This window comes from Dokdonella sp. (assembly GCF_036518555.1).
GTDB lineage: Bacteria > Pseudomonadota > Gammaproteobacteria > Xanthomonadales > Rhodanobacteraceae > Dokdonella_A.
Map to the genome: position 1 here is coordinate 40,086 of NZ_DATDMY010000269.1, position 24,563 is coordinate 64,648.

The 24,563-nt window shown below is 69.3% G+C and carries 19 protein-coding genes, 1 tRNA gene, 1 pseudogene and 1 riboswitch; of the genes and pseudogenes, 14 read left to right on the forward strand and 7 right to left on the reverse strand.

Translation table 11 applies throughout. The features are described from left to right. Positions 1 to 10: 10 nt before the first annotated feature. The 3 genes from VI238_RS14770 (at position 11) to VI238_RS14780 (ending at position 2,452) form a co-directional block, all read left to right on the forward strand. Positions 11 to 1,252, forward strand: coding sequence for a winged helix-turn-helix domain-containing protein (locus VI238_RS14770; RefSeq protein ID WP_331652688.1), 1,242 nt, complete (start codon positions 11 to 13; stop codon positions 1,250 to 1,252). A gap of 63 nt (positions 1,253 to 1,315) precedes the next feature. Further along, complete coding sequence (locus VI238_RS14775; RefSeq protein ID WP_331652690.1) at positions 1,316 to 1,786, forward strand: MgtC/SapB family protein; 471 nt, start codon at positions 1,316 to 1,318, stop codon at positions 1,784 to 1,786. Positions 1,787 to 1,855: 69 nt separating this feature from the next. Then, positions 1,856 to 2,452, forward strand: a complete 597-nt coding sequence (locus tag VI238_RS14780) for a hypothetical protein (protein WP_331652692.1) — start codon at positions 1,856 to 1,858, stop codon at positions 2,450 to 2,452. Between the two features lie 16 nt (positions 2,453 to 2,468). Here VI238_RS14780 and VI238_RS14785 read toward each other — a convergent pair whose 3' ends face one another. Further along, positions 2,469 to 3,284, reverse strand: a complete 816-nt coding sequence (locus VI238_RS14785) for a hypothetical protein (protein WP_331652694.1) — start codon at positions 3,282 to 3,284, stop codon at positions 2,469 to 2,471. A gap of 76 nt (positions 3,285 to 3,360) precedes the next feature. After that, positions 3,361 to 4,671: a DEAD/DEAH box helicase gene (locus tag VI238_RS14790; RefSeq protein ID WP_331652696.1), complete on the reverse strand. Its 1,311-nt coding sequence runs from the start codon at positions 4,669 to 4,671 to the stop codon at positions 3,361 to 3,363. 388 nt (positions 4,672 to 5,059) lie between these two features. Here VI238_RS14790 and sugE point away from each other — a divergent pair, with 388 nt between their 5' ends. Next, positions 5,060 to 5,395: a quaternary ammonium compound efflux SMR transporter SugE gene (gene sugE, locus VI238_RS14795; RefSeq protein WP_422653342.1), complete on the forward strand. Its 336-nt coding sequence runs from the start codon at positions 5,060 to 5,062 to the stop codon at positions 5,393 to 5,395. Beyond that, positions 5,392 to 5,814, forward strand: coding sequence for an RNA-binding S4 domain-containing protein (locus VI238_RS14800; RefSeq protein WP_331652698.1), 423 nt, complete (start codon positions 5,392 to 5,394; stop codon positions 5,812 to 5,814). Before sugE ends, VI238_RS14800 begins: the two co-directional genes overlap by 4 nt. A gap of 65 nt (positions 5,815 to 5,879) precedes the next feature. Here the strand turns inward: VI238_RS14800 and VI238_RS14805 are convergent. From VI238_RS14805 to VI238_RS14820, 4 genes and pseudogenes are all read right to left on the reverse strand, one after another. Further along, positions 5,880 to 7,979 (reverse strand): annotated as a pseudogene (locus tag VI238_RS14805) (acyltransferase family protein); the annotation flags it as partial. Next, the gene (gene mutS / locus VI238_RS14810; protein WP_331652700.1) at positions 7,976 to 10,588 is read right to left on the reverse strand and encodes a DNA mismatch repair protein MutS; all 2,613 of its coding nucleotides are present in this window, start codon (positions 10,586 to 10,588) and stop codon (positions 7,976 to 7,978) included. The pseudogene VI238_RS14805 and the gene mutS, both read right to left, overlap by 4 nt. Positions 10,589 to 10,637: 49 nt before the next feature. Then, positions 10,638 to 11,702 carry a hypothetical protein gene (locus VI238_RS14815; protein WP_331652702.1) on the reverse strand — a complete coding sequence of 355 codons (1,065 nt, stop codon included), beginning with the start codon at positions 11,700 to 11,702 and terminating at the stop codon, positions 10,638 to 10,640. A gap of 73 nt (positions 11,703 to 11,775) precedes the next feature. Then, on the reverse strand, positions 11,776 to 13,413 hold the full coding sequence (locus VI238_RS14820; RefSeq protein ID WP_331652704.1) for a tetratricopeptide repeat protein: 1,638 nt from the start codon (positions 13,411 to 13,413) through the stop codon (positions 11,776 to 11,778). Between the two features lie 275 nt (positions 13,414 to 13,688). Then, positions 13,689 to 13,849: riboswitch (cobalamin riboswitch) on the forward strand. A gap of 369 nt (positions 13,850 to 14,218) precedes the next feature. Between VI238_RS14820 and VI238_RS14825 the strand changes: the two genes are divergently transcribed. The 5 genes from VI238_RS14825 (at position 14,219) to recA (ending at position 19,658) form a co-directional block, all read left to right on the forward strand. Continuing rightward, a complete protein-coding gene (locus tag VI238_RS14825; protein ID WP_414650073.1) occupies positions 14,219 to 16,540 on the forward strand; it encodes a ribonucleoside-diphosphate reductase subunit alpha in 2,322 nt (773 codons plus the stop codon). Beyond that, entirely contained in the window at positions 16,537 to 17,550 is a 1,014-nt protein-coding gene (locus tag VI238_RS14830) for a ribonucleotide-diphosphate reductase subunit beta (RefSeq protein ID WP_331652708.1), read from the forward strand. Before VI238_RS14825 ends, VI238_RS14830 begins: the two co-directional genes overlap by 4 nt. After that, positions 17,540 to 17,920 carry an acyl-CoA thioesterase gene (locus VI238_RS14835; RefSeq protein WP_331652710.1) on the forward strand — a complete coding sequence of 127 codons (381 nt, stop codon included), beginning with the start codon at positions 17,540 to 17,542 and terminating at the stop codon, positions 17,918 to 17,920. The genes VI238_RS14830 and VI238_RS14835 overlap by 11 nt, the downstream gene beginning before the upstream one ends. Positions 17,921 to 17,996: 76 nt before the next feature. Then, positions 17,997 to 18,506: a CinA family protein gene (locus VI238_RS14840; RefSeq protein ID WP_331652712.1), complete on the forward strand. Its 510-nt coding sequence runs from the start codon at positions 17,997 to 17,999 to the stop codon at positions 18,504 to 18,506. A gap of 120 nt (positions 18,507 to 18,626) precedes the next feature. Beyond that, positions 18,627 to 19,658, forward strand: coding sequence for a recombinase RecA (recA, locus tag VI238_RS14845; RefSeq protein ID WP_331652714.1), 1,032 nt, complete (start codon positions 18,627 to 18,629; stop codon positions 19,656 to 19,658). 45 nt (positions 19,659 to 19,703) lie between these two features. Here recA and VI238_RS14850 read toward each other — a convergent pair whose 3' ends face one another. Beyond that, on the reverse strand, positions 19,704 to 20,504 hold the full coding sequence (locus tag VI238_RS14850; RefSeq protein WP_331652716.1) for a methyltransferase domain-containing protein: 801 nt from the start codon (positions 20,502 to 20,504) through the stop codon (positions 19,704 to 19,706). A 74-nt stretch (positions 20,505 to 20,578) separates the two neighbouring features. Between VI238_RS14850 and VI238_RS14855 the strand changes: the two genes are divergently transcribed. The 4 genes from VI238_RS14855 (at position 20,579) to VI238_RS14870 (ending at position 24,403) form a co-directional block, all read left to right on the forward strand. Continuing rightward, positions 20,579 to 21,076: a regulatory protein RecX gene (locus tag VI238_RS14855; protein ID WP_331652718.1), complete on the forward strand. Its 498-nt coding sequence runs from the start codon at positions 20,579 to 20,581 to the stop codon at positions 21,074 to 21,076. Positions 21,077 to 21,140: 64 nt separating this feature from the next. Continuing rightward, positions 21,141 to 23,768 carry an alanine--tRNA ligase gene (gene alaS / locus VI238_RS14860; protein ID WP_331652720.1) on the forward strand — a complete coding sequence of 876 codons (2,628 nt, stop codon included), beginning with the start codon at positions 21,141 to 21,143 and terminating at the stop codon, positions 23,766 to 23,768. A 247-nt stretch (positions 23,769 to 24,015) separates the two neighbouring features. After that, positions 24,016 to 24,231 (forward strand): carbon storage regulator CsrA, encoded by a 216-nt coding sequence (gene csrA / locus VI238_RS14865; RefSeq protein ID WP_331652722.1) that lies wholly within the window; start codon positions 24,016 to 24,018, stop codon positions 24,229 to 24,231. Between the two features lie 79 nt (positions 24,232 to 24,310). After that, positions 24,311 to 24,403, forward strand: a tRNA-Ser gene (locus VI238_RS14870). The last annotated feature ends 160 nt before the right edge of the window (positions 24,404 to 24,563 follow it).

Below are 24,563 nucleotides of genomic sequence, written 5' to 3' on the forward strand. Positions count from 1 at the left end.
GAGTCGCACCGTGCACGGACTCGGCGCGCAACAGGCGCGCAACCTCCACCTCGCCGCGCAGGGCCTGCTCGCGCCGCCGCGCCGCCGCGCACGCAAGGAGGACGTGTTCGACGCGATCGCGCGTATGCGCGTGCTGCAGATCGACACGATCCACGTCGTCGCGCGAAGTCCCTACCTCGTGCTGTATTCGCGCCTCGGCCGCTATGCGCCGCAATGGCTCGACGAATTGCTCGACGAAGGCCGCATCTTCGAGTGCTGGGCGCACGAGGCGTGCTTCGCTCCGTTCGTCGACCACGATCTGCACCGCTTCCACGCGGGTCGCCGCGCGCACTGGTCGATGAGAAGCGCCGCGCGCGCGCGCGACGCGCACGCCGACGGCATGGCCCGACTGCTCGAGCACATCCGCGCGAACGGAGCCGTGAAGGCGTCCGAATTCGAACGCAAGGACGGCGCCGGGGGCGGCTGGTGGGGCTGGAAGGACGAGAAGCGCTGGCTCGAAGCGCTATTCGCGCATGGCGAGCTCATGATCGCGCGGCGCGAGAACTTCCAGCGCGTCTACGACCTCGCCGAACGCGTTCGCGCGAAGGCGCTCCGGCTCGCGCGGCCCGAGCCGGTCGACGACGAGGCCACCATGCGTCGCGCGTTCGTGCTCGGTGCCGTGCGCGCCCTCGGCGTGACGCAGTCGCGCTGGGTCAACGACTATTTCCGTTCCGGCGGCAAGCTCAAGGATGCGGAGCTCGATCGCTGGGTCGACACGGGCGAGCTCCTGCGCGTCGAGGTCGACGGCTGGGACAAGCCGGGTTACGTGCACGCGGCCCATGCGGACCTGCTCGCGCAAGCGGCGCAGGGCCGCCTGCGCGCGACGCGCAGCGTGCTGTTGTCCCCCTTCGACCCGGTGGTGTGGGATCGAGAGCGTGCATCGACGATGTTCGGCTTCGACTACCGCATCGAGTGCTACGTGCCGGCGCCGAAGCGGCGATTCGGCTACTACGTATTGCCGATCCTGCATCGCGGCCGCCTCGTCGGGCGCCTTGACGCGAAGGCGCACCGGGTCGACGGCGTATTCGAGGTCAAGGCGCTCCATCTCGAGGCGGGCGTGCAGGCCGGCGAGTCCCTGCTGGATGCGCTCGCCACCGCGATCCTCGACTGTGCGGACTGGCACGCGACGCCGCGCGTGAGCCTGGGCCGCTGCGAACCGGCGACCGCCAGGGTGCCGCTGCGTGCCGCCCTGGCTGCGCACGCGCGGGCGTGACGGCTTGCCGCGCGGCGGCGGAATGCGCACCATGATCGCGCCCCGATGCGACAGGAGCCCACGATGGCCGCCGACGACATCGTCACGACACTCGTTCGCCTCGGCCTCGCGGTCGTCGTCGGCGGCCTGATCGGTCTCAACCGCGACCTGCACCACAAGCCCGCCGGCGTACGCACGCATGCGCTCGTGAGCCTCGGTACCGCGCTCATGGTGATCGCGATCCTGCCGCCGGGTGGCGAGGTCGGTCAACGCGTCGATGCGCTCAGCCGCGTGATCCAGGGCGTGCTCACGGGCATCGGCTTCCTCGGCGCGGGCGTGATCCTGCACGACGCGGGGCGCGTGCGCGGGCTCACGACCGCGGCGACGGTCTGGCTCACCGCGCTCATCGGTGTCGCCTGCGGCGCAGGACAGTACGTCGGCGTGGCGATCGCCTTCGCGCTCGGTGCGCTCGCCGTGCAGTTCGGCGGCGGCATCGAACGCGCGTTCCGTCGCCGCTTCCCGGACATGCCCGATGACGATCCGTCGCCGCCATGAACGTCGTCATGCGAGGGGCACGAGGAGCCGCTAGTATTCGACCCGCCGTCCGACCAACCGGAGATCCCCATGCGTTTCGCCCGTCGCATGCCGTTGCTGCTCTCGCTCGGGTGCGCATGCGCGCTCGCGGCCGAGCCGCCGAAAGTGCCGGCTGACGCGACGCCGGCGACCGCGCGTGGCGTGCTGCGCATGCCGGCACAGGCGCGTGTCGGGGACACGCCGCTCGCCGACGCGAAGCTCGAGTTCAGCTGCACGACGGGCAAGGGCGGCGCATTGCAGGTCGCCGCGATCCTGCCGGCGCCGGAAGCGGTCGCGGGGTTCCCGCTCGACGCGTTCGAAGGGCCGGACGGCGTCGGCGAAACGAAGATGCTCGCGAAATGGTCGATGCTCGGGCCGAACGCGATGGACGTGACGAGCCCGATCTCGGGCTGGCGCGGCGTCGATGGCGACGGCTTCCTGCTCGCGAGCGCGCGACGATCGAACAAGGAAACCGACCTCGCGCGCCTGCTGCGACGCTGGGTCGCCGACGGCGGCCAGCAGCTGTGGCTCACGGTCGAATCGCCGCAGGGTGGCGCGAAGCTGGAGGTGCGCGCGATGCCGGAGGGCTATCGGACGCGGCTCGGCGTCGCGCTGTCGCAGTGCTTCGCGGTCGCGCATCACCGCTGAGCGCCCCCGGAGGCGCTCAGAGCGTCTTGCCGATCACGTCGCTGAGCAGGGTGAAGTCCGAATCGAGCGCGACGGCTGCGCCATTCGGCAGGCCATCGACGGCGTCCGCGCGCATCGAGGTGAGGTGCATCCACGGCTCCGCGTGCGTCGGGCCGGGTACGGTGGCCATCCAGCGCGGCTTGTTCTCGTCCTCGCCTTGCCTGAGCATCCGGAATTCGACCGGCGCGATGTACTGGCGCGGTTCGAGCGGGGCCGAGCTGCCGTCGGCACGCTGGACGGTCCAGGCGCGCGCCGCGTTCAAGGCCGATCGCTCGAACAGTCGCCGCCATTCCTCGGCGACATTGGCGTTGGTCGTGGTGGCGCCGAGGTTCGTCTGGTAGGCGCCCGCGTTGCGTACCTTGCCGTCGGCGTCGACCTCGAGCACGAGGAGCACGCGTGCGCCGAGTCCGGCGCGCGCGGCCGCGTAGGGGTACTTCGGCGCCGGGATGCTCTTGATCCTGACGTCGTCGCCGAACGAGGCCGAGGTCAGGCGCAACTGGTACGTGTCGTGCTCGGTCGGGATCGCCTTGAGGCCCAGGCGCATCGTCGTGCGTGCGATGACCGGCTTGCCATCACGCACGATCGGCTGGAAGCGCCATCTCGCGACCGCCGCTTCGACGGCCTTCTTCGCCGCCGCGTCGGCATCGCTGTTGATCGCATAGCTGCGAACGGAACCGTCGGGGCCGACTTCGAGCGCCCCATTCAGGGAAAGCACGTACTCGGTCTTCGGTGCGGCGAACGCCGCGCCGGCAAGCAGGGTGAAGGCGACAGCGACCCGCCACTTCGTGCGCATTTGGATACTCCGCTACGGAATGCGCAAGCGTAGCAGTTGCGCCGCGCGTTGCAACGCGCGGCGCCCTGGGTCGCGGTCAGGCCGGACGCGAACTGCGTTGGTCGCCGCCGCGCTGCGGCTTGCGGTTGCGTGCGCCCGGATGCGCGTTGCCGCCGTTGCTGCCGACGTGCGGGCGACGCGCATGGCGCTGCGGCGCGCGCTGGTTCTGCTGCGGGCGAGAACGCGCCGAATCGTCGATGCGCAGCGGGTGCGACGGCTCGAAACCGGTGACGGCTTCGACCGCGATGTCCTGCTTGAGCAGGCGGCGGATGTCGCGCAGCAGGCCGTCTTCCTCGTGCGAGACGAGCGAGATCGCGAGGCCTTCGGCGCCGGCGCGACCGGTGCGGCCGATGCGGTGCACGTAGTCCTCGGCGACCATCGGCAGGTCGTAGTTGATGACCATCGGCAGCTGGTCGATGTCGAGCCCGCGCGCGGCGATGTCGGTGGCGACGAGCACGGAGATCTTGCCGCCCTTGAAGTCCTTGAGCGCGCGCGTGCGCTGGTTCTGGCTCTTGTTGCCATGGATCGCGGCCGCGCGCAGACCGGCTTGCTCGAGCGTGCGCGCGAGCTTGTCCGCGCCGTGCTTGGTGCGGCCGAACACGAGCGTCTGTCGCGCATCGTTGTGCAACAGATGCAGCAGCAGGTCGCGTTTCCTCGACGCGTCGACCGGATGCACGCGGTGCGTGACGGTCGCGGCGACGCTGTTCGGCTTGGCGATCTGGATCTCGACGGGCTCGCGCATGAACTCGCCCGCGAGCGCCTTGATCTCCGGCGCGAACGTCGCCGAGAACAGCCACGTGACGCGGTTCTGCTTCGGCAAGTGGCCGAGGATGCGCTTGATCGACGGCAGGAAGCCCATGTCGAGCATGCGGTCGGCCTCGTCGAGGATGAGCACTTCGATGCGCGAGAGATCGACCGTGCGCTGCTGGATGTGGTCGAGCAGGCGGCCGGGGGTGGCGACGAGGATCTCGACGCCGCGGCGCAGCGCTTCGATCTGCGGCTGCATGCCGACGCCGCCGAAGATCGTCGTCGCGCGCACGCCGAGGTGCTTGCCGTAGGCGCGCACGCTCTCGTGCACCTGCGCGGCGAGCTCGCGCGTCGGCGTGAGCACGAGCGCACGCGGCGCTTTCGGCGCGGCCGGCCTGCGCTCGCCCGTATACAGGCGGTGGAGCAGCGGCAGCGAGAACGCGGCGGTCTTGCCCGTGCCGGTCTGCGCGCCCGCGAGCAGGTCGCGACCTTCCAGCGCGGGCGGAATCGCCGCGGCCTGGATCGGCGTCGGATCGGTATAACCTTGCTCGGTGAGCGCACGCAGCAGCGCGGGCGCGAGCCCGAGGGTTTCGAAAGACATTGCAAACTCCTGGTGAGAGTCGGCACACGAATGTGCCGTGCCGGCGTTTCCGTCGAGGCGACCGAAAGACCAGGCAGCACCCAGCGTTCCCAAAGAAACCGCGCTGCAGGTGCGAAGATGGGCGGATCGCGGCCGGCATGGCCGACGATTCCGGAATGAGGCGACGAAGCCGATCGGTACGGAACGCGGATCGCTGCGGATGGCGGCGATCGGGTGCGCTCCAGAGGGAAAACCGCGTAGCGGCGCAACAGACCGATGCACCATACACGAAGCAAGTCGTTTCGACCACCCTCGGCTCGGATCGATCCGTGGCGCGCCGTCGCGCGTTGACCGGAAATCCTGCCCGGCCTAGGCTGCTCGGCCGTATCCGCCGTGCGGTTCCGCATCCATGTCGCTGCCCTGGCTCCATCTGCTCCTAGCCGGACTCGCCGAGATCGCATGGGCAGTCGGCCTCAAGTACACCGACGGCTTCTCGCGACCGTTGCCGACGCTCGGGACCGTCGCCGGCATGATCGTCAGCTTCTATTTCCTCGCGCTCGCGATGCGCCAGATCCCGCTCGGCACCGCGTACGCGGTCTGGACCGGCATCGGCGCCGTCGGCACCGTGATCCTCGGCATGCTGCTGTTCGGCGAATCGCGCGACGTCGCCCGGCTTGCCTGCATCGCGCTGATCCTCGCGGGCGTGATCGGACTCAAGTGGCTCGGTGGAGCAGGCCAGGCATGACGAGGCAAGCCGCGCGCGCCGGTGGCGAATCGCGCGCGGGCGTGCGCCTCGACGTCTGGTTGTGGGCCGCGCGCTTCTTCAAGACGCGCTCGCTCGCCAAGCAGGCGATCGAGGGCGGCAAGATCGAACTCGCCGAGGGCAGCGCGCGTCCGGCGCGGCTCGTGCACGTCGGCGACCGCCTGCGCATCGCCCGCGGCGAGGAGCGCTACGAAGTCGACGTGCTCGAACTCGGCGAAGCGCGCGGGCCGGCGAGCGCCGCTCAGCGCCTGTATGGCGAAACGGAGTCCGGCCGCGCCGCACGCCTCGCCGCCGCCGAGCAGCGCCGACTCACGGGGGCCGGGTACGCGAAACCGCCGGGCAAGCCCGACAAGCGTGCGCGACGCCTGATCCGCGCCCTCGGCGACATCGACGCGCTGTAGGGGCCGGGTCGGTCGTAGGTCGTCGGATTCGCGCGCACGTCGCGCAGGACGCGATCGAAATCGTCGCGCAGCACGCGATTCGCGTATGCGCTCAGGTGATCGCCGTCGAAGAACAGCGGCTTGCTGTCGAGCATCGCGGTGCATACGGCGCCAGGGCAGAGAACCGGGAACGGATCCCAGACCTGCAGCGCGGGCATGCGCCGCGCGATGCGCTCGAGGCTGTCGAGCACCGGTCGGCGATAACGCTCGAGTTCTTCGCGCTGCATCTCGAGGCCCGCCGCGCAGGCGGGATTCGCGCGATCGAACCAATCCGCGCAGCGGAAGGCCGGCGCGCGGAACACCGGCTTCGGCGCATCGACGATGATCCGCATGCCGGTGCGCGCCAAAGGGGCGAGTTGCGCGATCAGCGCGTTCTCCGTTGCAGCTCGCCGCGCCTTCGCGGGAGCGCCGTTCATGCTTTCGCGCGCCGCGGCCTCGTCGAGCGGCGCGTACTGGCTGCTGAGGCGGGCCAGGCGCAGCGCGGCGAGCAGGACGACGTCTCCCGGGCGTCCCCGGGCGACCATGTCGTCGATCGCAGCCTTCGCGCGTTGCGGACAGGCGCCCTGTTCGCGCTCCGGTTGCAGGCTGGCGAACGTGCAGCCCGGATTGCTATAGAAGACGATCGTGGCGCCGGTACGGAGCGCGTGTTCGGTGAGCAGGGTCAGGTACGCGCCGGCATGCGAATCGCCGAGGACGAAGACGTTCGGCGTCGGCGCCGTGGCCGCCGCACATCCGCTCGGCGCGTAGATCACGACGGCATCGGTGCCCGCCGCAGCCGCGAGACGGGTTTCGAGGCGGCACCCGGGAACGTCCGGCAGCGCGACGACCGCGCCGGGATACCAGTCGTCGGCATGGCGCGTGACGGTGGAGAGCGACAGCGAGCCGGGCGCGGCGATGAGCCGCGTCGATAGCCAGTATCCTCCGCCGATCGATGCGAGGCCGAGCGCGACGACCGCGACGCGTGGCCACGCGCGCAGTCGCCGCGAGTAACGCAACGGTCGTTCCACGGCATGGAACGATGCCATCGCGAGCGCGAAGGTCGTGCACAGTGCGGCAGCGCGCGTCGATGCCGTGTCGAGGCCGCAGGTCCAGCGGAACGTCACGAACACGGGCCAGTGCCACAGGTACAGCGAATACGACAGGCGCCCGATGGAGGTCGCGATGCGACTGCCGAGCATGCCGCGCAGCGCGCCGCCGCTGCCGCGGTGCAGGAAACCGAGCAGTCCGAGCGTGCCGAGCACGGGCAGTACGGCGCCCGGGAACGGAAAATCCGCCGGGTTCGAGCGCAGCAGGCAGGCCGCCAGGACGGCTGCGGACAACCATGCGCCTGCCGCGGCGAAAGGACGCGTCCGCGATTCGGCGCCGGCCGGCGAGTCGCGCCATGCGAGCGCCTGGTAGAGGAGCACGCCCGCGGCGAGTTCGAACAGTCGGCTCGTGACCAGGAAGAAGCCTGCCGCGGGATCCGAGCGCCCGAGCTGCGACCCTCGCGCGATGGAAGCGCACAGAGCGATCGCGAACAGCGCGACCGAGGCCGCGCGCCAACGGGCACCGCGCGTCCAGGCGAAGAACAGCAGCGGAAAGATCAGGTAGAACTGTTCCTCGACGCCGAGCGACCACGTGTGCATGTACGGGTTGTAGTCGATCGCAGGCGAAAAGTAGTTCTCGCGATGGTAGGCGAGGAAGTAGTTGCTCAATCCGAAGAACGCGTACAGGCCCGTCGTCTCGTTCGCATTGCTGAGCCATGCGGCGGGGATCAACAGCTTCGATGCGAGCGCGGTCAGCAGCAGGCACGCCAGCAGCGCGGGCACGATGCGTCGCATGCGGCGCGCGTAGAACCACGACAGGAAGGCGACGATGCCACCGTGCTTCCAGGCGGCGACCGAGCCGGCGACGACGAAACCGGAGATCGCGAAGAAGATGTCGACGCCGGCGAATCCGCCCGGCAGCCAGCCTGCGTCGAGGTGATAGGCGAGCACCGCGAGGACGGCGAGCGCCCGCAGGCCGTCGACGTGTGCGACGTGCGAGGTCGACGTCGCGCGGTCGATCGCCGCGGCGCCGCGCGCGGCCTCCGGAACGGGGCCGACTTCGCGGATCGTCCCGGAGGCGACGCCGACGGCAGCGTTCACGTGAGCTTCTTCAGGCGATAAAGCGCATCGAGCGCCTCGCGTGGCGACATCGCGTCCGGGTCGAGCGCACGCAGCGCTTCCTCCGCGGGCGAGGGCAGCGGCGGCGCGAACAGGCCGAGTTGCGCCTGCGCCCGCGGGGTCGGCTCGGCCGCCGCGTGCGTTCCGCTTTCGAGCGCGCGCAGGGTCGCGCGCGCATCGGCGATGACCGACCTCGGCAGGCCCGCGAGCGCGGCGACCTGCAGGCCGAAACTTCGATTGGCCGGACCTTCCTTGACCGCATGCATGAACACGAGCTGCTCGCCGCGCTCCTTGTCGTGGAATTCGACCGCGTCCAGGTGGACGTTGGCGATGCCTTCGACTTCTTCGGCGAGCCCGGTAAGTTCGAAATAGTGCGTCGCGAACAACGCGTACGCGCGATTCGTCGTCGCGAGGTGCATCGCGCACGCGCGCGCGAGCGCGAGGCCGTCGTAGGTCGAGGTGCCGCGGCCGATCTCGTCCATGAGCACGAGGCTGCGCGCGGTCGCGTTGTGGAGGATGTTCGCCGTCTCGCTCATTTCGACCATGAACGTCGACTGGCCGCGTGCGAGGTCGTCGCCGGCGCCGATGCGAGTGAAGATGCGGTCGATCGGGCCGATCGTCGCGCGGTCGGCGGGTACGTGGCTGCCGATGTGCGCGAGCAGCACGATCAGCGCCGCCTGGCGCATGTACGTCGACTTGCCGCCCATGTTCGGCCCGGTGACGACGAGCATGCGCCGGCCGTCGTGCAGATCGAGGTCGTTCGGCTCGAACGGGTCGCTGCGCACCTGTTCGACGACCGGATGCCGCCCGCGCACGACGTGGATGCCGCCGGCGTCCGCGAGCATCGGGCGGCTCCAGCGCAGGCTGTCGGCGCGCTCGGCGAGGTTCGCGAGCACGTCGAGTTCGGCGACCGCCGTCGCGGCCGCCTGCAGCGGCGCGAGCCGCTGCAGGAGGAATCCGAGAATGTCGTCGTACAGCGCGCGTTCGCGCATGAGCGAGCGCTCGCGCGCGGACAGCACCTTGTCCTCGAACGCCTTGAGCTCCTCCGTGACGTAACGCTCGGCGCCCTTGATCGTCTGACGCCGCGTGTAGTGCAAGGGCGCCTTGTCGGCCTGGCCCTTGCTGATCTCGATGTAGTAACCGTGCACGCGGTTGTAGCCGACCTTGAGGGTCGGGATGCCGCTGGCGGCCTTCTCACGCTCCTCGAGCTCGACCAGGAACTGGTCGGCGTTCGTCGCGAGGGCGCGCAGTTCGTCGAGCTCGGCATCGAAGCCGGTGCGCACGACGCCGCCATCGCGCGCGAGCACGGGCGGCGCGTCGACGATCGCGGCGGCGAGATACGCGGACGTGTCGGAGTGCTCGCCCAGCCGGTCCACGAGTTCGCCGAGCAGCGGGCTCAGGCGCGAGGCGTCGTCACGCTCGAGCCGACCGCGCGTCGCGACGATCGCGTCGGCGAGCCTGGGGGCGAGCGCGAGGCCGTCGCGCAAGGTCGACAGGTCGCGCGGGCGTGCGGACCGCAGCGCGACACGTGCAAGGATGCGTTCGAGGTCGCCGATGCCGCGCAGTACCTCTCGCAGCTCCTCGTGGCGGCGCGCGTCGACGAGGCTGTCGACCGCCTGCTGGCGCCGGCGCAGCACGTCGCGGTCGCGCAGGGGCCGATGCAGCCAGCGGCGCAACAGGCGCGCGCCCATCGGCGTGATCGTGCGGTCGAGCACGCCGAGCAGGGTGTGCTCGCGGTTCCCGCTCGCGTGCGTGTCCAGCTCGAGGTTGCGGCGCGTCGCCGCGTCCATCGCGAGCGTCTCGTCCGCGCTCTCGATCGCGAGCCCCGCGAGATGCGGCAGCGCGGACTTCTGCGTCTCCTGCACGTAGCCGAGCAGCGCGCCCGCGGCGGCGACCGCGAGCGGGAGGTCGTCGCAACCGAATCCGGACAGGTCGCGCGTGCCGAAGAAGCGCGCGAGTTCGCGTTGCGCCGTGGTCGGGTCGAAATGCCATGGCGCGCGCCGGCGCAGCCCGGGCAGGGCAGCGACGAACGCGGGCCACGCGACGTCTTCGCCGACCAGCGTTTCCGCAGGCGCCAGGCGCGCGAGTTCCGCCGCGAGCGCCTCGGCGTCGGCCGCTTCGCCGAGCAGGAAGCGGCCCGTGGAGAGATCGATCCAGGCGAGCCCGTAGCTCGACGTGCCGGCCGCGATCGCGAGCAGCAGGTTGTCACGGCGTTCCTCGAGCAGCGCCGCGTCCGTGACGGTGCCGGGGGTGACCACGCGCACGACCTTTCGCTCGACCAGGCCCTTGCTGGTCGCCGGGTCGCCGATCTGCTCGCAGATCGCGACCGACTCGCCGAGCTTGACCAGCTTGGCCAGATAGCCTTCGACCGCGTGATACGGCACGCCCGCCATCGGGATCGGCGCACCGGCCGACGCGCCGCGCTGCGTCAACGTGATGTCGAGCAGGCGCGCGGCCTTGCGCGCGTCGTCGTAGAACAGCTCGTAGAAGTCGCCCATGCGGAAGAACACGAGCGTATCGGGATACTCCGCCTTGGCGGCGAAGTACTGGCGCATCAGCGGCGTGTGTTGCGAGGGTTCTACGGCAGACATCCGGTCCGACCTGGCGGGTTGACCGGTTAGTCTAGCGCGCGCGGTATGCCTATGCGGGCCCGTCGAAGGCGTCGTCGAAGATCGCGTCGGGCGGTATCCAGACCGGCGCACCGATCGACTGCATGCCGGTGCCAGGCCCGGCGATCACCTGCAGGGGCGCGACGTCGCCGTCGTCGTCGAGGCCGAACACGAGCAGCTTGTTGTCCGTCGTCACGGAGTCGGCGCTGATGCTCGCGACGAGGCGGCGGCGCAGCGGATCGATCGCGAGGCCGAGCAGGTGCGAGCCCGACGGCAGCTCGAGGCCGGTCGCCGTACCGGCGATCACGCGCAGCGGCGCGACGTCGCCGTCGTCGTCGTCGTGGAACGCGAGGATGCGCGCGGAGACCGAGCCGTCGGGAAGACGCGTGTTGGCGCCGACGAACAACACGTGCGCCTGCGCGTCCCAGGCGATGCCGCCGAGCCATCCTCCGAGGCCGGCGAGCTCGCCCTTGATCACGCGCTTGGGCGCGGTGTTGCCGGCGTCCGCGCGGTTGAACACGAGTACCTTCGGCGCGAACGATGGCGCGAAGTCGCTGTCGGTGAGCGCCACTTCGTCGCTCGCGGCGAGGTAGGCGAGGGAGCCCGGATAGTTGAGCTGGGTCACGCTCGTCGATGAGCCGCCCCAGTCGAGCAGATGCAGCCATGGCGCCGAACCGCTCGCGTCGAGCGCGAAGCCGACCAGGCAGCAGCCGCTTGCGGTCGTGAGGAGTTCACCGTGCGCGGCATCGGTGAGGACCGTGCGCGCCTGGCCGAGGATCGGCGCGTCGAGCACGCGCAGCGGCGCGACGTCGCCGTCGGCGTAGGCGGGGAACACGCGGATCGCCTGGCCCCAGAAGTCGGCGACGTAGACGACGCCTTCGTTCGCCTCGAAGCTTCCGCCGGTCGCCGACACGATCGTCGATTGCGGACCACCGAGCACGCGCAGCGGCAGCGCGTCGCCGTCCGCGTCGTCCGCGAACGCGCGCAGCGGTTGCGGCGTGAGGCCGCCGTCGCCGTAGCTGCCGATCAGGATGTCGGCACGAGCGGAAACGGCGACGAGCGAGAAGACGACGGCGACGGCCAGCGAGCGGATCATGGATGCACCTCCTGTTTCCTCCCCATACGCGGTCCGGCGACGAATCCCCGAACCGGCACGGCGATCGGCGGAATCAGGCGGGCACGAGGTCGAATGCGATCGTCAGGCGCGTGCCCGTGCCCGGGTGGAATGGCCGCGTGCCGTGCCACATCCACGAAGGGAACAGCACGAGCAGTCCCGGCTCCGGCTTGACCAGGTAGTCCGGCGGCAGCGCCGTCGGCGTCGGCACGCCGCATTCGCCGAACGTGAGCCAGCCGGCGCCGTCGCGATCGCCCATTCCGGGTGGCAATTCGATGTAGCACGCCGAGGAAAGCCAGCCCTTGCCGTGGAAATGGCTCACGTGATGGCCGCTGCTGCGCAAGCGCACGGACCACATGTCGCCGACGCGGCAAGCCCCCGTGTTGCGCCTGCGGAATGGATCGCTGCCCGAACCGAGCAGGTCCAGGTAGTCGCGCACGGGCGCCGCGATCGCGCGCGCGAACGCTCGGATGGCGGGCTCCGCGGCGCGCTCGGGGTCGATCGACACCTGGGTGCCGTGGCGCAGCGTCTGGTGCACCGGGTGCGCGTGCAGCACGTGGCGCCGGTGCAATGCCGCGGCGAGGTCGCGCAGGTAGGACGGCAGGTCGTTCCAGCCGGCCGGAGTTTCGAGCATCGCCGCGCGCACGAACGCGCCGTAGTTGCAGGTGGCCCCGTGGCGCTCGTCCCCGAGCAGGCGCCACGCGCTCGTGCGCAGGGCCATCGCGTGGCCGTCGTGTGGATCGCGACGCAGCAGTTCGCCGGTCACGTCGATGACGTCGCGCGCGCGGCCGAGCGCGAGCAGGATGTCCGCGAGCGCGGCGAAGACGTCAGTGCGGTTCGCCGCGCATCGCTGCGCGCGCTCGATGTGCGCCAGCGCGCGCGGAGCGTCGAAGCCGATCGCGAGCTGCGCAGCGGCCAGATGCAGGTCCGGTTGTTCCGGCGCGAGCGCGAGGCCTGCGGCGAGCGCCGAATAGCCGCGTTCGAGTTGTCCGGCGCTTTCGAGCAGTCGCGCCTTCGCGATGCGCAACGTCGCGAGCGACGGCGACGCGCGCAGGGCCGCGTCGAGTTCGGTCGCCGCGGCCGCCGCGTCGCCGCTGCGCATCCAGACGAGCTCGGCGAGATTCGTATGCGCGGGTACGTGCGTGGGGCAGAGCCGCAGCACGTCGCGGAACTGCGCTTCGGCCTCGTCGAGGCGTCCGCCGTCGAACAGCGCACGCGCGAGCACGAAGCGGGCACCGGCGCTGTCCGCGCCCTTGGCGATCGCGCTCCGCGCGGCGCGCGCGGCGGCTTCGTACTGGCCATGCTGGGCGAAGGCGACCGCGAGGCCGAGTTCGGCCTTGCCGTCGTGCGGAGACGCCGCGATCGCTTCGTGGAAAGCCGGTATCGCGGCCTCGGCCCGCTCTGCCGCAAGCAACGCCTGCGCGCGCAGCAGCAGCAGTTCGGGCGGCACGCGCAGCGTCGTCGCGACGGCCCGCTCGAGCACCTCGGCCGCCTCGGCCGGGCGATCGCCAGCGAGGAGCACGCGACCGAGCAAGGTCATGGCAGGAACGTCACGCGGCCGATGCACCAGCGCATCGCGCAGCACGCGCTCCGCGTCGCCGGTCCTTCCCTCGCGCAGCAGGCGCGAGGCCCGTTCGAGCCGCGCCTGTGCATCGTCGGGGCGGCTTCCGATGTCGACGTGTGCGTTCAGCACGCGCGTGCACCGCTGCGCGTGGCGCGACGCCGCCAGGCGGCGCCGGGAGAGAGGTATGCCGGCATGAACCCCTACGAGTCGCGAAACGCGTGCGACGCACGCTGTCCAAAGGATTACGTACGATGCACGACGTAAGCTTGCTTTGGGCAGATCGATCGCGTTGCCGGAATTGCGCGAATGAGGGTGCGACCCGAGCGACTCTCGTCGCAACGCGGTCGATGGACGCCCGAGCCTGGCGTCGCGGATACCCATTGCGGATCCACGTCCGAACCCATACTCTTGTGTTCGTCGATGGCGCCCAGCACAACATCTGGGCCGCCGGCCTCATGCCGGCGAGGGGAATTCCGGTGCGAATCCGGAGCTGCCCCGCAACGGTGGTCGGGAACGAACGATGTGGGCGACGGGCCGCGAGGCCCGCCGTCGCGTCCACTAGGAGAGGGTTTCCCTCGCGCCCGCAAGTCCGAATACCTGCCCGACCGTCGCGCCTCCCCGGCGTGGCGCAGGCTCGAAGGCCCTCGTGGGAGGGGCCGGTCGGGAGATGGGCGTCCCGTCGGGGCCTCCGTCCCTTCGTCCGTGTCCGACTGCCGGTCTTCTTTCGCTCGCGGGAGCGATGGCCGGCGGGGTGCGGACGATCGTCTCGATCCGCGCGTCGTCGTGCCGTTCTTCTCGCGGGTCCACCGATCGCGAAGGAGAAGCTCCGATGACCATCCCCGAAGCCGGCGAGGCCGTTGCGCCCGCGGCCGTCGCTGCAGCGCCGACCCAGTCCGATTTCCGCCTCACGGCGCCGCATGCGGCGCCGGCGTCGATGTGCGTCACCAAACGCTCCGGCGCGAAGGAGCCGGTGGATCTCGAGAAAATCGTGCGCGCGGTCGCGCGTTGCTGCGATGGCCTCGCCGACGTCGATCCGATGCGCGTCGCGCTGAAGACGATCGCAGGCCTCTACGACGGCGCCTCGACGCGCGAGCTGGACGAGCTGTCGATCCGCACCGCCGCGTCGTTGATCGCCGAGGAGCCGGAGTATTCGAAGGTCGCCGCGCGCCTGCTCGCCGGCTACGTCGACAAGGAGGTGCACGGACTCGGCGTGCACTCGTTCTCGCAGTCGATCCGCCTCGGTCACGACGCCGGGCTGATCAACGACCGCGTGCTCGCGTTCGTCGAGGCGAACGCGCGCAAGCTCAACGACGCGATCGATCCGGCGCATACGCGCCGCCTGGAGTACTTCGGCCTGCGCACGCTGTACGACCGCTACCTGCTCAGGCATCCGACCCTGCGGCAGGCGATCGAGACGCCGCAGCACTTCTGGCTTCGCGTCGCGTGCGCCCTCTGCGACCAGGCCGCCGATGCGATCGAGCTGTACGGGCTGTTCGCCCGCCTCGACTACGTGCCGAGTTCGCCGACGCTCTTCAACGCCGGCACGCGCCACGAACAGCTCTCGAGCTGTTTCCTGCTCGACTCGCCCGACGATTCGCTCGAGGCGATCTACGACACCTATCGCGACGTCGCGCTGCTGTCGAAGTTCTCCGGCGGCATCGGTGTCGCATGGCACCGCGTGCGTTCGGAGGGCTCGCTGATCCGCTCGACCAACGGGCTCGGCAACGGCATCGTTCCATGGCTGAAGACGCTCGATTCGTCGGTCGCCGCCGTCAACCAGGGCGGCAAGCGCAAGGGCGCGGCCTGCGTCTACCTCGAGCCGTGGCACGCCGACGTCGAGGCGTTCCTCGAGTTGCGCGACAACACGGGCGACGAGGCGCGCCGGACGCACCACCTCAACCTGGCCAACTGGATCCCCGACCTGTTCATGCGTCGCGTCGACGCCGACGCCGACTGGTCGCTGTTCGATCCGAAGGACGTCCCGACTTTGCCGGACCTGTGGGGCGAGGCGTTCGAGAACGCCTACGCGCAGGCCGAGGCACGAGGCCTCGCGCGCAGGACGATCAAGGCACGCGACCTGTACGCGCGCATGATGCGCACGCTCGCGCAAACCGGCAACGGCTGGATGACGTTCAAGGATGCCTGCAATCGCGCGTGCAACCAGACCGCGCGCGACGGCAACACGGTGCATCTGTCGAACCTGTGCACCGAGATCGTCGAGGTCACGCGATCCGGCGAAACGGCCGTGTGCAACCTCGGCTCGATCAATCTCGCGCAGCATCACGACGGCGTCGCGTTCGACTTCGACAGGCTCGCGCACACGGTGCAGGTCGCGGTACGGCAGCTCGATCGCGTGATCGACCTCAACTTCTATCCGATCGAACCCGCGCGCGCGTCGAACCTGCGCTGGCGGCCGGTCGGGCTCGGCCTGATGGGCCTGCAGGACGTGTTCTTCGCGCTGCGCCTCCCGTTCGACGGCGCCGCCGCGCGCGAACTGTCAGCGCGCATATCCGAAGAGATCTACTACTGGGCATTGCGCACCTCGCTCGAACTCGCGCGCGAGAAGGGAGCGCATCCCGCCTTCGCGCAGACGCGGGCGGCGCTCGGCGAACTGCAGTTCGACGCCTGGAACGTCGCACCGCGCGACGCAGCGCGCTGGAACGCGCTGCGCGAAGAGATTCGCGTGCACGGCTTGCGCAACTCGCTGCTCGTCGCGATCGCGCCGACCGCGACGATCGCCTCGATCGCCGGTTGCTACGAGTGCATCGAGCCGCAGCTGTCGAACCTTTTCAAGCGCGAGACGCTGTCGGGCGATTTCCTGCAGGTCAATCGCTACCTCGTCGACGAGCTCAAGCGCCTCGGCCTGTGGACCGCGGATGTCCGCGACGCGATCAAGCTCGCCGAAGGTTCGGTGCAGTCGATCGCGGCGCTACCGGAGGAACTGCGCACGATCTATCGCACGGTGTGGGAGACGCCGATGCGCGCGCTCATCGACATGGCGGCCGACCGCGGTGCATTCATCGACCAGAGCCAGTCGCTGAACCTGTTCATCGAGAACCCGAGCATCGGCCAGCTGTCGAGCATGTACATGTACGCTTGGAAGCGCGGGCTGAAGACCACGTACTACCTGCGTTCGCGTCCTGCGACGCGCATTGCGAAGGCGACCGTCGGCGGCACCCCGGCCAGGGCATACGACGACGGCGCAGCCGTTGCGTGCTCGCTCGAGAACCCGCAAGCGTGCGAGGCCTGCCAATGAGCGCTCATGGCAGCCTGCTCGATCCCGGCTTCGACCTCACCCTGCGGCCGATGCGTTATCCGCGGTTCTACGAGATGTACCGCGCGGCGATCAGGAACACCTGGACGGTCGAGGAAATCGACTTCCAGATCGATCTCGGTCATCTCGCCCAGCGCATGACGCCCGCCGACCGCCACCTCGTCGAGCGCCTCGTCGCGTTCTTCGCGACGGGCGACTCGATCGTCGCCAACAACCTCGTGCTCAACCTCTACAGGCACATCAACGCGCCCGAGGCGCGCATGTACCTGTCGCGCCAGTTGTACGAGGAGGCGCTGCACGTGCAGTTCTACCTCACCTTGCTCGACAACTACATCCCGCAACCCGATCGCCGCGCGCACGCGTTCGCCGCGGTGGACACCATCCCGTCGATCCGGCGCAAGGCCGCGTTCTGCCAGCGCTGGATCGATTCGGTCCACGCGCTCGACCGCATCGCGTCGGACGAGGACCGGCGCCGCTTCCTGCTCAACCTGACCTGCTTCGCGACGTGCATCGAAGGCCTGTTCTTCTTCGGCGCGTTCGCCTACGTCTACTTCCTCCGTTCGCGCGGCCTGCTGCCGGGACTCGCTGCGGGCACCGCGTGGGTGTTCCGCGACGAGTCGGCGCACATGGACTTCGCGTTCGAGGTGCTGCGCACGGTCGAGCGCGAGCAGCCGCAGCTGTTCGATGCGCGATGGGCGGCGCAGGTCGCCGAGATGATCGGCGAGGCGGTCGACTGCGAAACCGGGTTCGCCGAGGACGTGCTCGGCGGCGGCGTCGCCGGCCTGACCCTGAAGGAGATGCGCCAGTACCTCGAGTACGTCGCGGATCGGCGCCTCGCGATGCTGCGCCTGCCGCCGCTGTACCGCGCGCACAACCCGTTCCCGTTCATGGAGCTGCAGGACGTGCAGGAGCTCACCAATTTCTTCGAGCGGCGCGTGTCCGCCTACCAGGTGGCCGTGCAGGGCGAGGTGGGCTTCGACCATGCCTTCTGAAGCCCGGGCGACCGAGGCGCGCCTGGTCGAGATCGTGTTCCCCGACCACTGCAACCACCTCGGCACGCTGTTCGGCGGACAGGCGCTGGCGTGGATGGACAAGGCCGCGTTCCTCGCCGCGAGCCGCTTCTGCGGTCGCACCGTCGTCACTGCGCGTTCGGACCGCATCGACTTCCGACGCGCGGTGCGCCTGGGCGAGATCGTGGAACTCGTCGCGACCGTGGTCGGCATCGGCCGCAGCTCGATGATCGTGCGCGTGAGCCTGTCGAGCGAGGCCACGCCCGGCGCCGCACCGACGCTCGCGACCAGTGGCGCGTTCGTCATGGTCGCGGTCGACGGCACGGGCCGCGCCGTCGACGTCGGCCCGTGAATCCGCCGAAGCAAGCGCGCAGGCGGGCGGCCGCATCGATGTGGCATCATTCGGCGTTGCGCCACGGGAGCATCCGATGTCCACCGCGGAGAACGCCAACGATCGGGAACTGAGCGCGCTCGCGCAATCCGTCGCCGAGTGCCTGATCGCGCGTGGCCAGACGCTCGTCGCCGCGGAGTCGTGCACGGGTGGCTGGATCGCGAAGGTACTGACCGACATCCCGGGAAGCTCGAGCTGGTTCGAGTGCGGCGTCGTCGCGTACAGCTACGAAGCGAAGGAATCGCTGCTCGGCGTGCAGCCGCAGACGCTCGAGCGACATGGCGCGGTGAGCCAGGAAGCCGCGGTCGAGATGGTGTCGGGCGCGCTCGCGCGCTACGGCGCGAGCGTCGCGGTCGCGGTCACGGGCGTCGCCGGTCCGGGTGGCGGCACGCCCGAGAAGCCGGTCGGTACGGTCTGGATCGGCTGGAAGCGGCGTGGCGGTTATGCGCGCGCCGAGCTGTTCCACTTCGACGGCGACCGCGAGGCGGTACGTCGCCGGACCGTCGGTGCCGCGCTCGACGGCGTGCGACGCATTCTTACGAGTTGAAACGCGAGCCGCTCGTAGCGCGCACGCGCCGCTGTGGGATAATCGTGCCAAGGTGTCTTACACGCTGAGACGCCGCGGCGGCAGTGTCGCCGCCACCCAAACGAATTCGAGGATTCCGCGATGGACGACAACAAGCGCAAGGCACTCGCCTCTGCACTCAGCCAGATCGAGAAGCAATTCGGCAAGGGCGCCGTCATGCGCATGGGCGACAAGACCGATGAGGCGATCGACGTGGTGTCGACCGGCTCCCTCGGCCTCGACATCGCGCTCGGCGTAGGGGGCTTGCCGCGCGGGCGCGTCGTCGAGATCTACGGGCCGGAATCGTCGGGCAAGACCACCCTGACCCTGCAGGTCATCGCCAACTGCCAACGCAATGGCGGCACGGCGGCGTTCGTCGACGCCGAGCACGCGCTCGACCCGAGCTACGCGGAAAAGCTCGGCGTCAATGTCGACGACCTGCTCGTGTCGCAGCCGGACACCGGCGAACAGGCGCTCGAGATCGCCGACATGCTGGTGCGCTCCAGCGCGGTCGATGTCGTCGTGATCGACTCGGTCGCCGCGCTGACGCCGAAGGCGGAAATCGAAGGCGAAATGGGCGACTCGCACGTCGGCCTGCAGGCGCGCCTCATGAGCCAGGCCCTGCGCAAGCTCACCGCGAACATCAAGAAATCAGGCACCTTGGTCATCTTCATCAACCAGATTCGCATGAAGATCGGCGTCATGTTCGGCAATCCGGAAACGACGACCGGCGGCAATGCGCTGAAGTTCTACGCTTCCGTGCGCCTCGACATCCGGCGCATCGGCAGCGTCAAGCGCGGCGAGGAAGTGATCGGCTCGGAGACGCGCGTGAAGGTGGTCAAGAACAAGGTCGCGCCGCCGTTCCGCCAGGCCGAGTTCGAGATCCTGTACGGCGAGGGGTCTTCGCGCGAAGGCGAACTGATCGAACTCGGCGTCAACAACAACATCGTCGACAAGTCGGGCGCGTGGTACAGCTACAACGGCGATCGGATCGGGCAGGGTAAGGACAATACGCGCCTGTACCTCAAGGAGCATCCGGAGATCGCCGCTGCGATCGACGCGCAGCTGCGCGCGAAGCTGCTCGTCAAGGGCGGTGAGTCGCCGCTGCCGGCGGTCGAAGTCGAGGAGGCTTGATCGCCCTCGCGGGGGCGGAGCGCTCTTCGGGTGCCGCGTCGAGGACTACCGTCGATTGCGCAGCGCAGTGACGACGCTGCGCAGTCGCTGCGTCCAGGGCACTCGCGATGGCAGGCCGAGGCGTGCCGCGTGCGGGAGCAGGTAAGCCGGGTTCGACGCGAGGAATATCGCTTCGTCGCTCCGGCGCAGCGCGCGCTCGACCGCATCGCGGTCGGCGCCGCCATCGGCCAGCAGGGAACCGAACCGGTCGAGGCCGCCGGGATCGGCCGGCCGGCCGAGAATGGAGAAGTACGCCGAGTGCAGGAATTCGGCGTCGTTCGCGAGGCGCTCCACCTTGCGCGCGCGGACGTCGAACAGCCAGCCGTGCAGGATCGACGCTTCGCATACGAGCAGCCCGGCGCGCCGAAGGTGGTCGTCGAGTGTCTTCGCGGTGAATCCCGCAAGGTGGTAGTCGCCGTTGTAGGCATGGGTTCCGTACATGAGGTGGATGATCTCTTCCGCCTTCGCCGGCTCGCGATAGTGCGGCTGCGCGAGCAGTTCGAACATGCCGAACAGGCTTGGTACGCGCACGTGCAGGATGCCGCCGGGAACCAGAAGGCGTGCCCATTCCCTCGGCGCCGGAGCGGTTTTCGCGCGCTCGAAATGTTCCAGCACGTCCTGGGCGAGGATTTCGTCGAAGCTCGCGGACGGCAGCATCGGCAGCGCGGTGACGTCGGCGACGAGGTCGGGCCGGTGCACCGAGTGGAAGTCGATGTTGAGGTAGCCGTCACGGCGATCGTGGCCACAGCCGACGTTGATCTTTCGCGGCAGCGGGTCGGGAAGGGGCGGTGTCGCAGGCTCGATCATCCGATGCGGATTCAGCGGGGAAACAGCCGTCGAGCATACCTCCCCGGTCGCGGCGTCGACAGGCGGGGTGCATCGTGAGGAAGAAGCGCGAGCGGCGGTCGGACGGCGCCGGGCGCTCGGGCTACGAACGGGCGGTCGGACTGCTCGCGCGGCGCGAGCATTCGGAACGCGAGCTGAGGGCGAAGCTCACGGCGCGCGGTCACGCTCCTGACGAAACCGGCGATGCGATCGCCCGCGTGCAGCGCCAGGATTTCCAGAGCGACCGGCGCTTCGCCGCGAGCATCGCGCGTCAGCGCAGGGCGCAGGGCTACGGTCCGCGTCGCATTCGAGCCGAACTCAGGTCGCACGGCCTCGCGCAGGCCGTGATCGAAGAGGCGATCGCGTCGTCCACCGGCGACTGGGATGCGGCCGCCTCGGCGCAATTGAGGCGTCGCTACGGCACCACGGCGCCGAAGGACCGCGAGGAACGCGCGGCCCGGGTCGGGTTTCTCTTGCGCCGCGGCTTCGATCCGGCGACAGTACGCGCCGTCACGCATGCCGAAGTGGACGATCCGGGCGAAGAGTTGGATTGATGGCTCGAATTCCGGACCGCATCTCATGGCGTGCCCGCCTTTCGCATCCGCTCCGATCCGCCCGATGAAAACCTCCGAAATCCGCTCCGCGTTCCTGGAGTTCTTCCGCTCCAAGGACCATACGATCGTGCCGTCGAGTTCGCTCGTTCCGTCGAACGATCCGACCCTGCTGTTCACCAACTCCGGCATGGTGCAGTTCAAGAACGTGTTTCTCGGCAGCGAGAAACTCGGCTACGTGCGTGCGGCCGACGTGCAACGCTGCCTGCGCGCGGGGGGCAAGCACAACGACCTAGACTCCGTCGGGTACACGGCTCGCCACCACACGTTCTTCGAGATGCTCGGCAACTGGTCGTTCGGGGACTACTTCAAGCGCGAAGCGATCGCGTGGGCGTGGGAGTTCCTGACCGGCGTGCTCGGCCTGGAGAAGGACCGCTTGTGGGTCACCGTCTACCAGACCGATGACGAGGCCTACGCGATCTGGAACGACGAGATCGGCGTTCCCGCCTCGCGGATCGTGCGTATCGGCGACAACAAGGGTGCGCCATACGCGTCCGACAACTTCTGGCAGATGGCCGACACCGGTCCGTGCGGGCCGTGCACCGAGATCTTCTACGATCACGGCCCTGGCGTCGCCGGCGGCCCGCCGGGGTCGCCGGACGAGGACGGCGACCGCTACATCGAGATCTGGAATCTCGTTTTCATGCAGTTCGATCGCGCCGCCGACGGCACATTGACGCCGCTGCCGGCACCGTGCGTCGACACGGGCATGGGCCTCGAGCGCCTCGCGGCCGTGCTTCAGCACGTCCATTCCAACTACGAGATCGACCTGTTCCAGCGCCTGATCGGCGAAGCCGCGCGCCTCACGGGCACGCGCGACCTCGAGAACAAGTCGTTGCGCGTGATCGCCGACCATATCCGCGCCTGCGCGTTCCTCATCGTCGACGGCGTGCTGCCGTCGAACGAAGGGCGCGGTTACGTCCTGCGCCGGATCATCCGGCGCGCCCTGCGCCATGGCTACATGCTCGGCCAGAAGCAACCGTTCTTCCATGCGATGGTACCGGCGCTCATCGACGTCATGGGCGATGCGTACCCGGAACTGGCGGCGAAGCGCGACCTCGTCGAGCGCGCGTTGCGCGCCGAAGAGGAACGTTTCGGCGAGACGCTCGAGCAGGGCATGAAGGTGTTCGAGGACGTCGCCCGCAAGGCCGGCCGCGTGATTCCGGGCTCGGATGCATTCCGCCTCTACGACACCTACGGTTTCCCGGTCGACCTGACCGCCGACATCGCGCGCGAGCGCGGCCTGTCGGTCGACATGGCAGGCTTCGAGGCGGCAATGGAGCAGCAGCGCGAACGCGCGCGCTCCGCGAGCCAGTTCGACAGCAAGGCGACCTTGCCGGCGGAGGTCGCGAGCGCGCTGGGGCCGACCGTGTTCCTCGGCTACGAGACCCTGGCCGCGACGGGCGCGAGCGTCGTCGCGATCGTGCGCGAGGGGCGCGCCGTCGAATCCCTCGGTGACGGCGAAGACGCGGTCGTATTGCTCGACCGGACGCCGTTCTACGCGGAGTCCGGCGGCCAGGTCGGCGACACCGGGACCCTGGACGGCCCCGAGGGCCGGTTCGTGGTCGCCGACACGATCAAGCTCGGCGGCGTCTTCCATGCCCACCTCGGGCGCTGGCACGGCAAGACGTTGCGCAAGGGCGCCGCGCTCGACGCCCGGGTCGATGCGGACCGCCGCCAGTCGATCGTGCTCAATCACTCCGCCACGCACCTGTTGCATGCGGCGCTGCGCAACGAGCTCGGGACGCACGTGCAGCAGAAGGGCTCGCTCGTCGCGCCCGACCGACTGCGCTTCGATTTCGCGCATTTCCAGCCGATCGGTGCCGACGAGCTGCGTCGCATCGAGGACCTCGTCAACGCCGAGATCCGCCGCAATGCGCCCGCGGAAGTGCGCGAGATGGCGTACCAGGATGCACTCGATTTCGGTGCGATCGCGCTGTTCGGCGAGAAGTACGGCGACGAAGTGCGCGTGCTGAAGATGGGCGGGTTTTCGACCGAGCTGTGCGGTGGCACGCATGTGGGTCGTACCGGCGACATCGGCCTGTTCAAGATCGTCGGCGAGAGTGGCGTCGCCGCGGGCGTGCGCCGCATCGAAGCCGTGACCGGCGCCGCGGCGATCGCGTTCGTCGCCGAAGAGGAACGGCGCCTCGACGAGATCGGGGACCTGCTGTCCGCCAACGGTCCCGAGGTCGTCGACAAGTTGCGCCAGCTGTTCGAGCGCCAGAAGAAGCTCGAGCGCGAGCTCGAGTCGTACAAGGCGAAGGCCGCGAGTTCGGCGACGCAGGACCTTGCCTCTACCGCGCGCAGGATCGCCGGGGTCAGCGTCGTTGTCGCGCGCGTCGACGGCCTCGACGCGAAGGCGCTGCGCGACGGCGTCGATACGCTCAAGCAGAAGCTCGTCGACTGCGTGGTCGTGCTCGCCGCAGGCGCCGAAGGCAAGGTCGCGCTCGTCGGCGGCGTGCATGGCGCTGCGCTCGGCAAGGTCAAGGCGGGCGAGGTCGTCGCGCACGTCGCCGCGCAGATCGGCGGCAAGGGCGGTGGCCGACCCGACATGGCGCAGGGCGGCGGCGTGGATTCGCCCGCACTCGATGCCGCGCTCGCCGCGTTGCCGGCATGGCTGGAGCGGCAGATGTAAACGTGAAGAAAACGTGTCGGCGCAATGCCTTCCGTTCATTGCGCGTGCCGGATGGCTTGGTTAGTATCGGGACGCTCCGATATCGGTGCCGGCGTACATATCGCGCATCGAGAATGCCGAATCGGTTGCATAAAACAGGGGAAGGGTAGCGAGGGAGGCTGCCACTTGGTCCCCGGGATCGCAGGTGCAGGGTGAACGCTGTCGCACGTGCGAATCCATCGGACCGACAACGTGTAAGGAGAGCCACATGCTTATTTTGACTCGCCGCGTCGGCGAGACGTTGATGATCGGAGACGAGGTGACCGTCACCGTGCTCGGCGTCAAGGGCAACCAGGTCCGCATCGGTATCAATGCACCGAAAGACGTTGCGGTGCATCGCGAAGAGATCTATCAGCGCATCAAGCGCGAACTCGCACCCGGCGAGGAGTCCGCCGAAGGCTCCGGCGGCCAACACGCGAATTGAGCTTTACCCGCATCGGCGTAGCCGCTATCCTGCGCGGCCGGACGCGAGCCAGCGCACGCTGGCGCGACCGAACGACCCCGGAGAGATGCCCGAGAGGCCGAAGGGGCTCCCCTGCTAAGGGAGTATAGGGTCAAAAGCTCTATCGAGGGTTCGAATCCCTCTCTCTCCGCCACATTTCCAGAATCGCCGAGCGATCGCGACGCCGAGCAGCAGCTCGACGACGACCGACAAGCCCGAATCGATCGGCGATGTTCCACAGTAGAAATACCGATGCCCCGGCCGCTCTCGGGAGAGAGCATCGCTTCGTCCGAGACGAAGGGCCGCCGAGATGG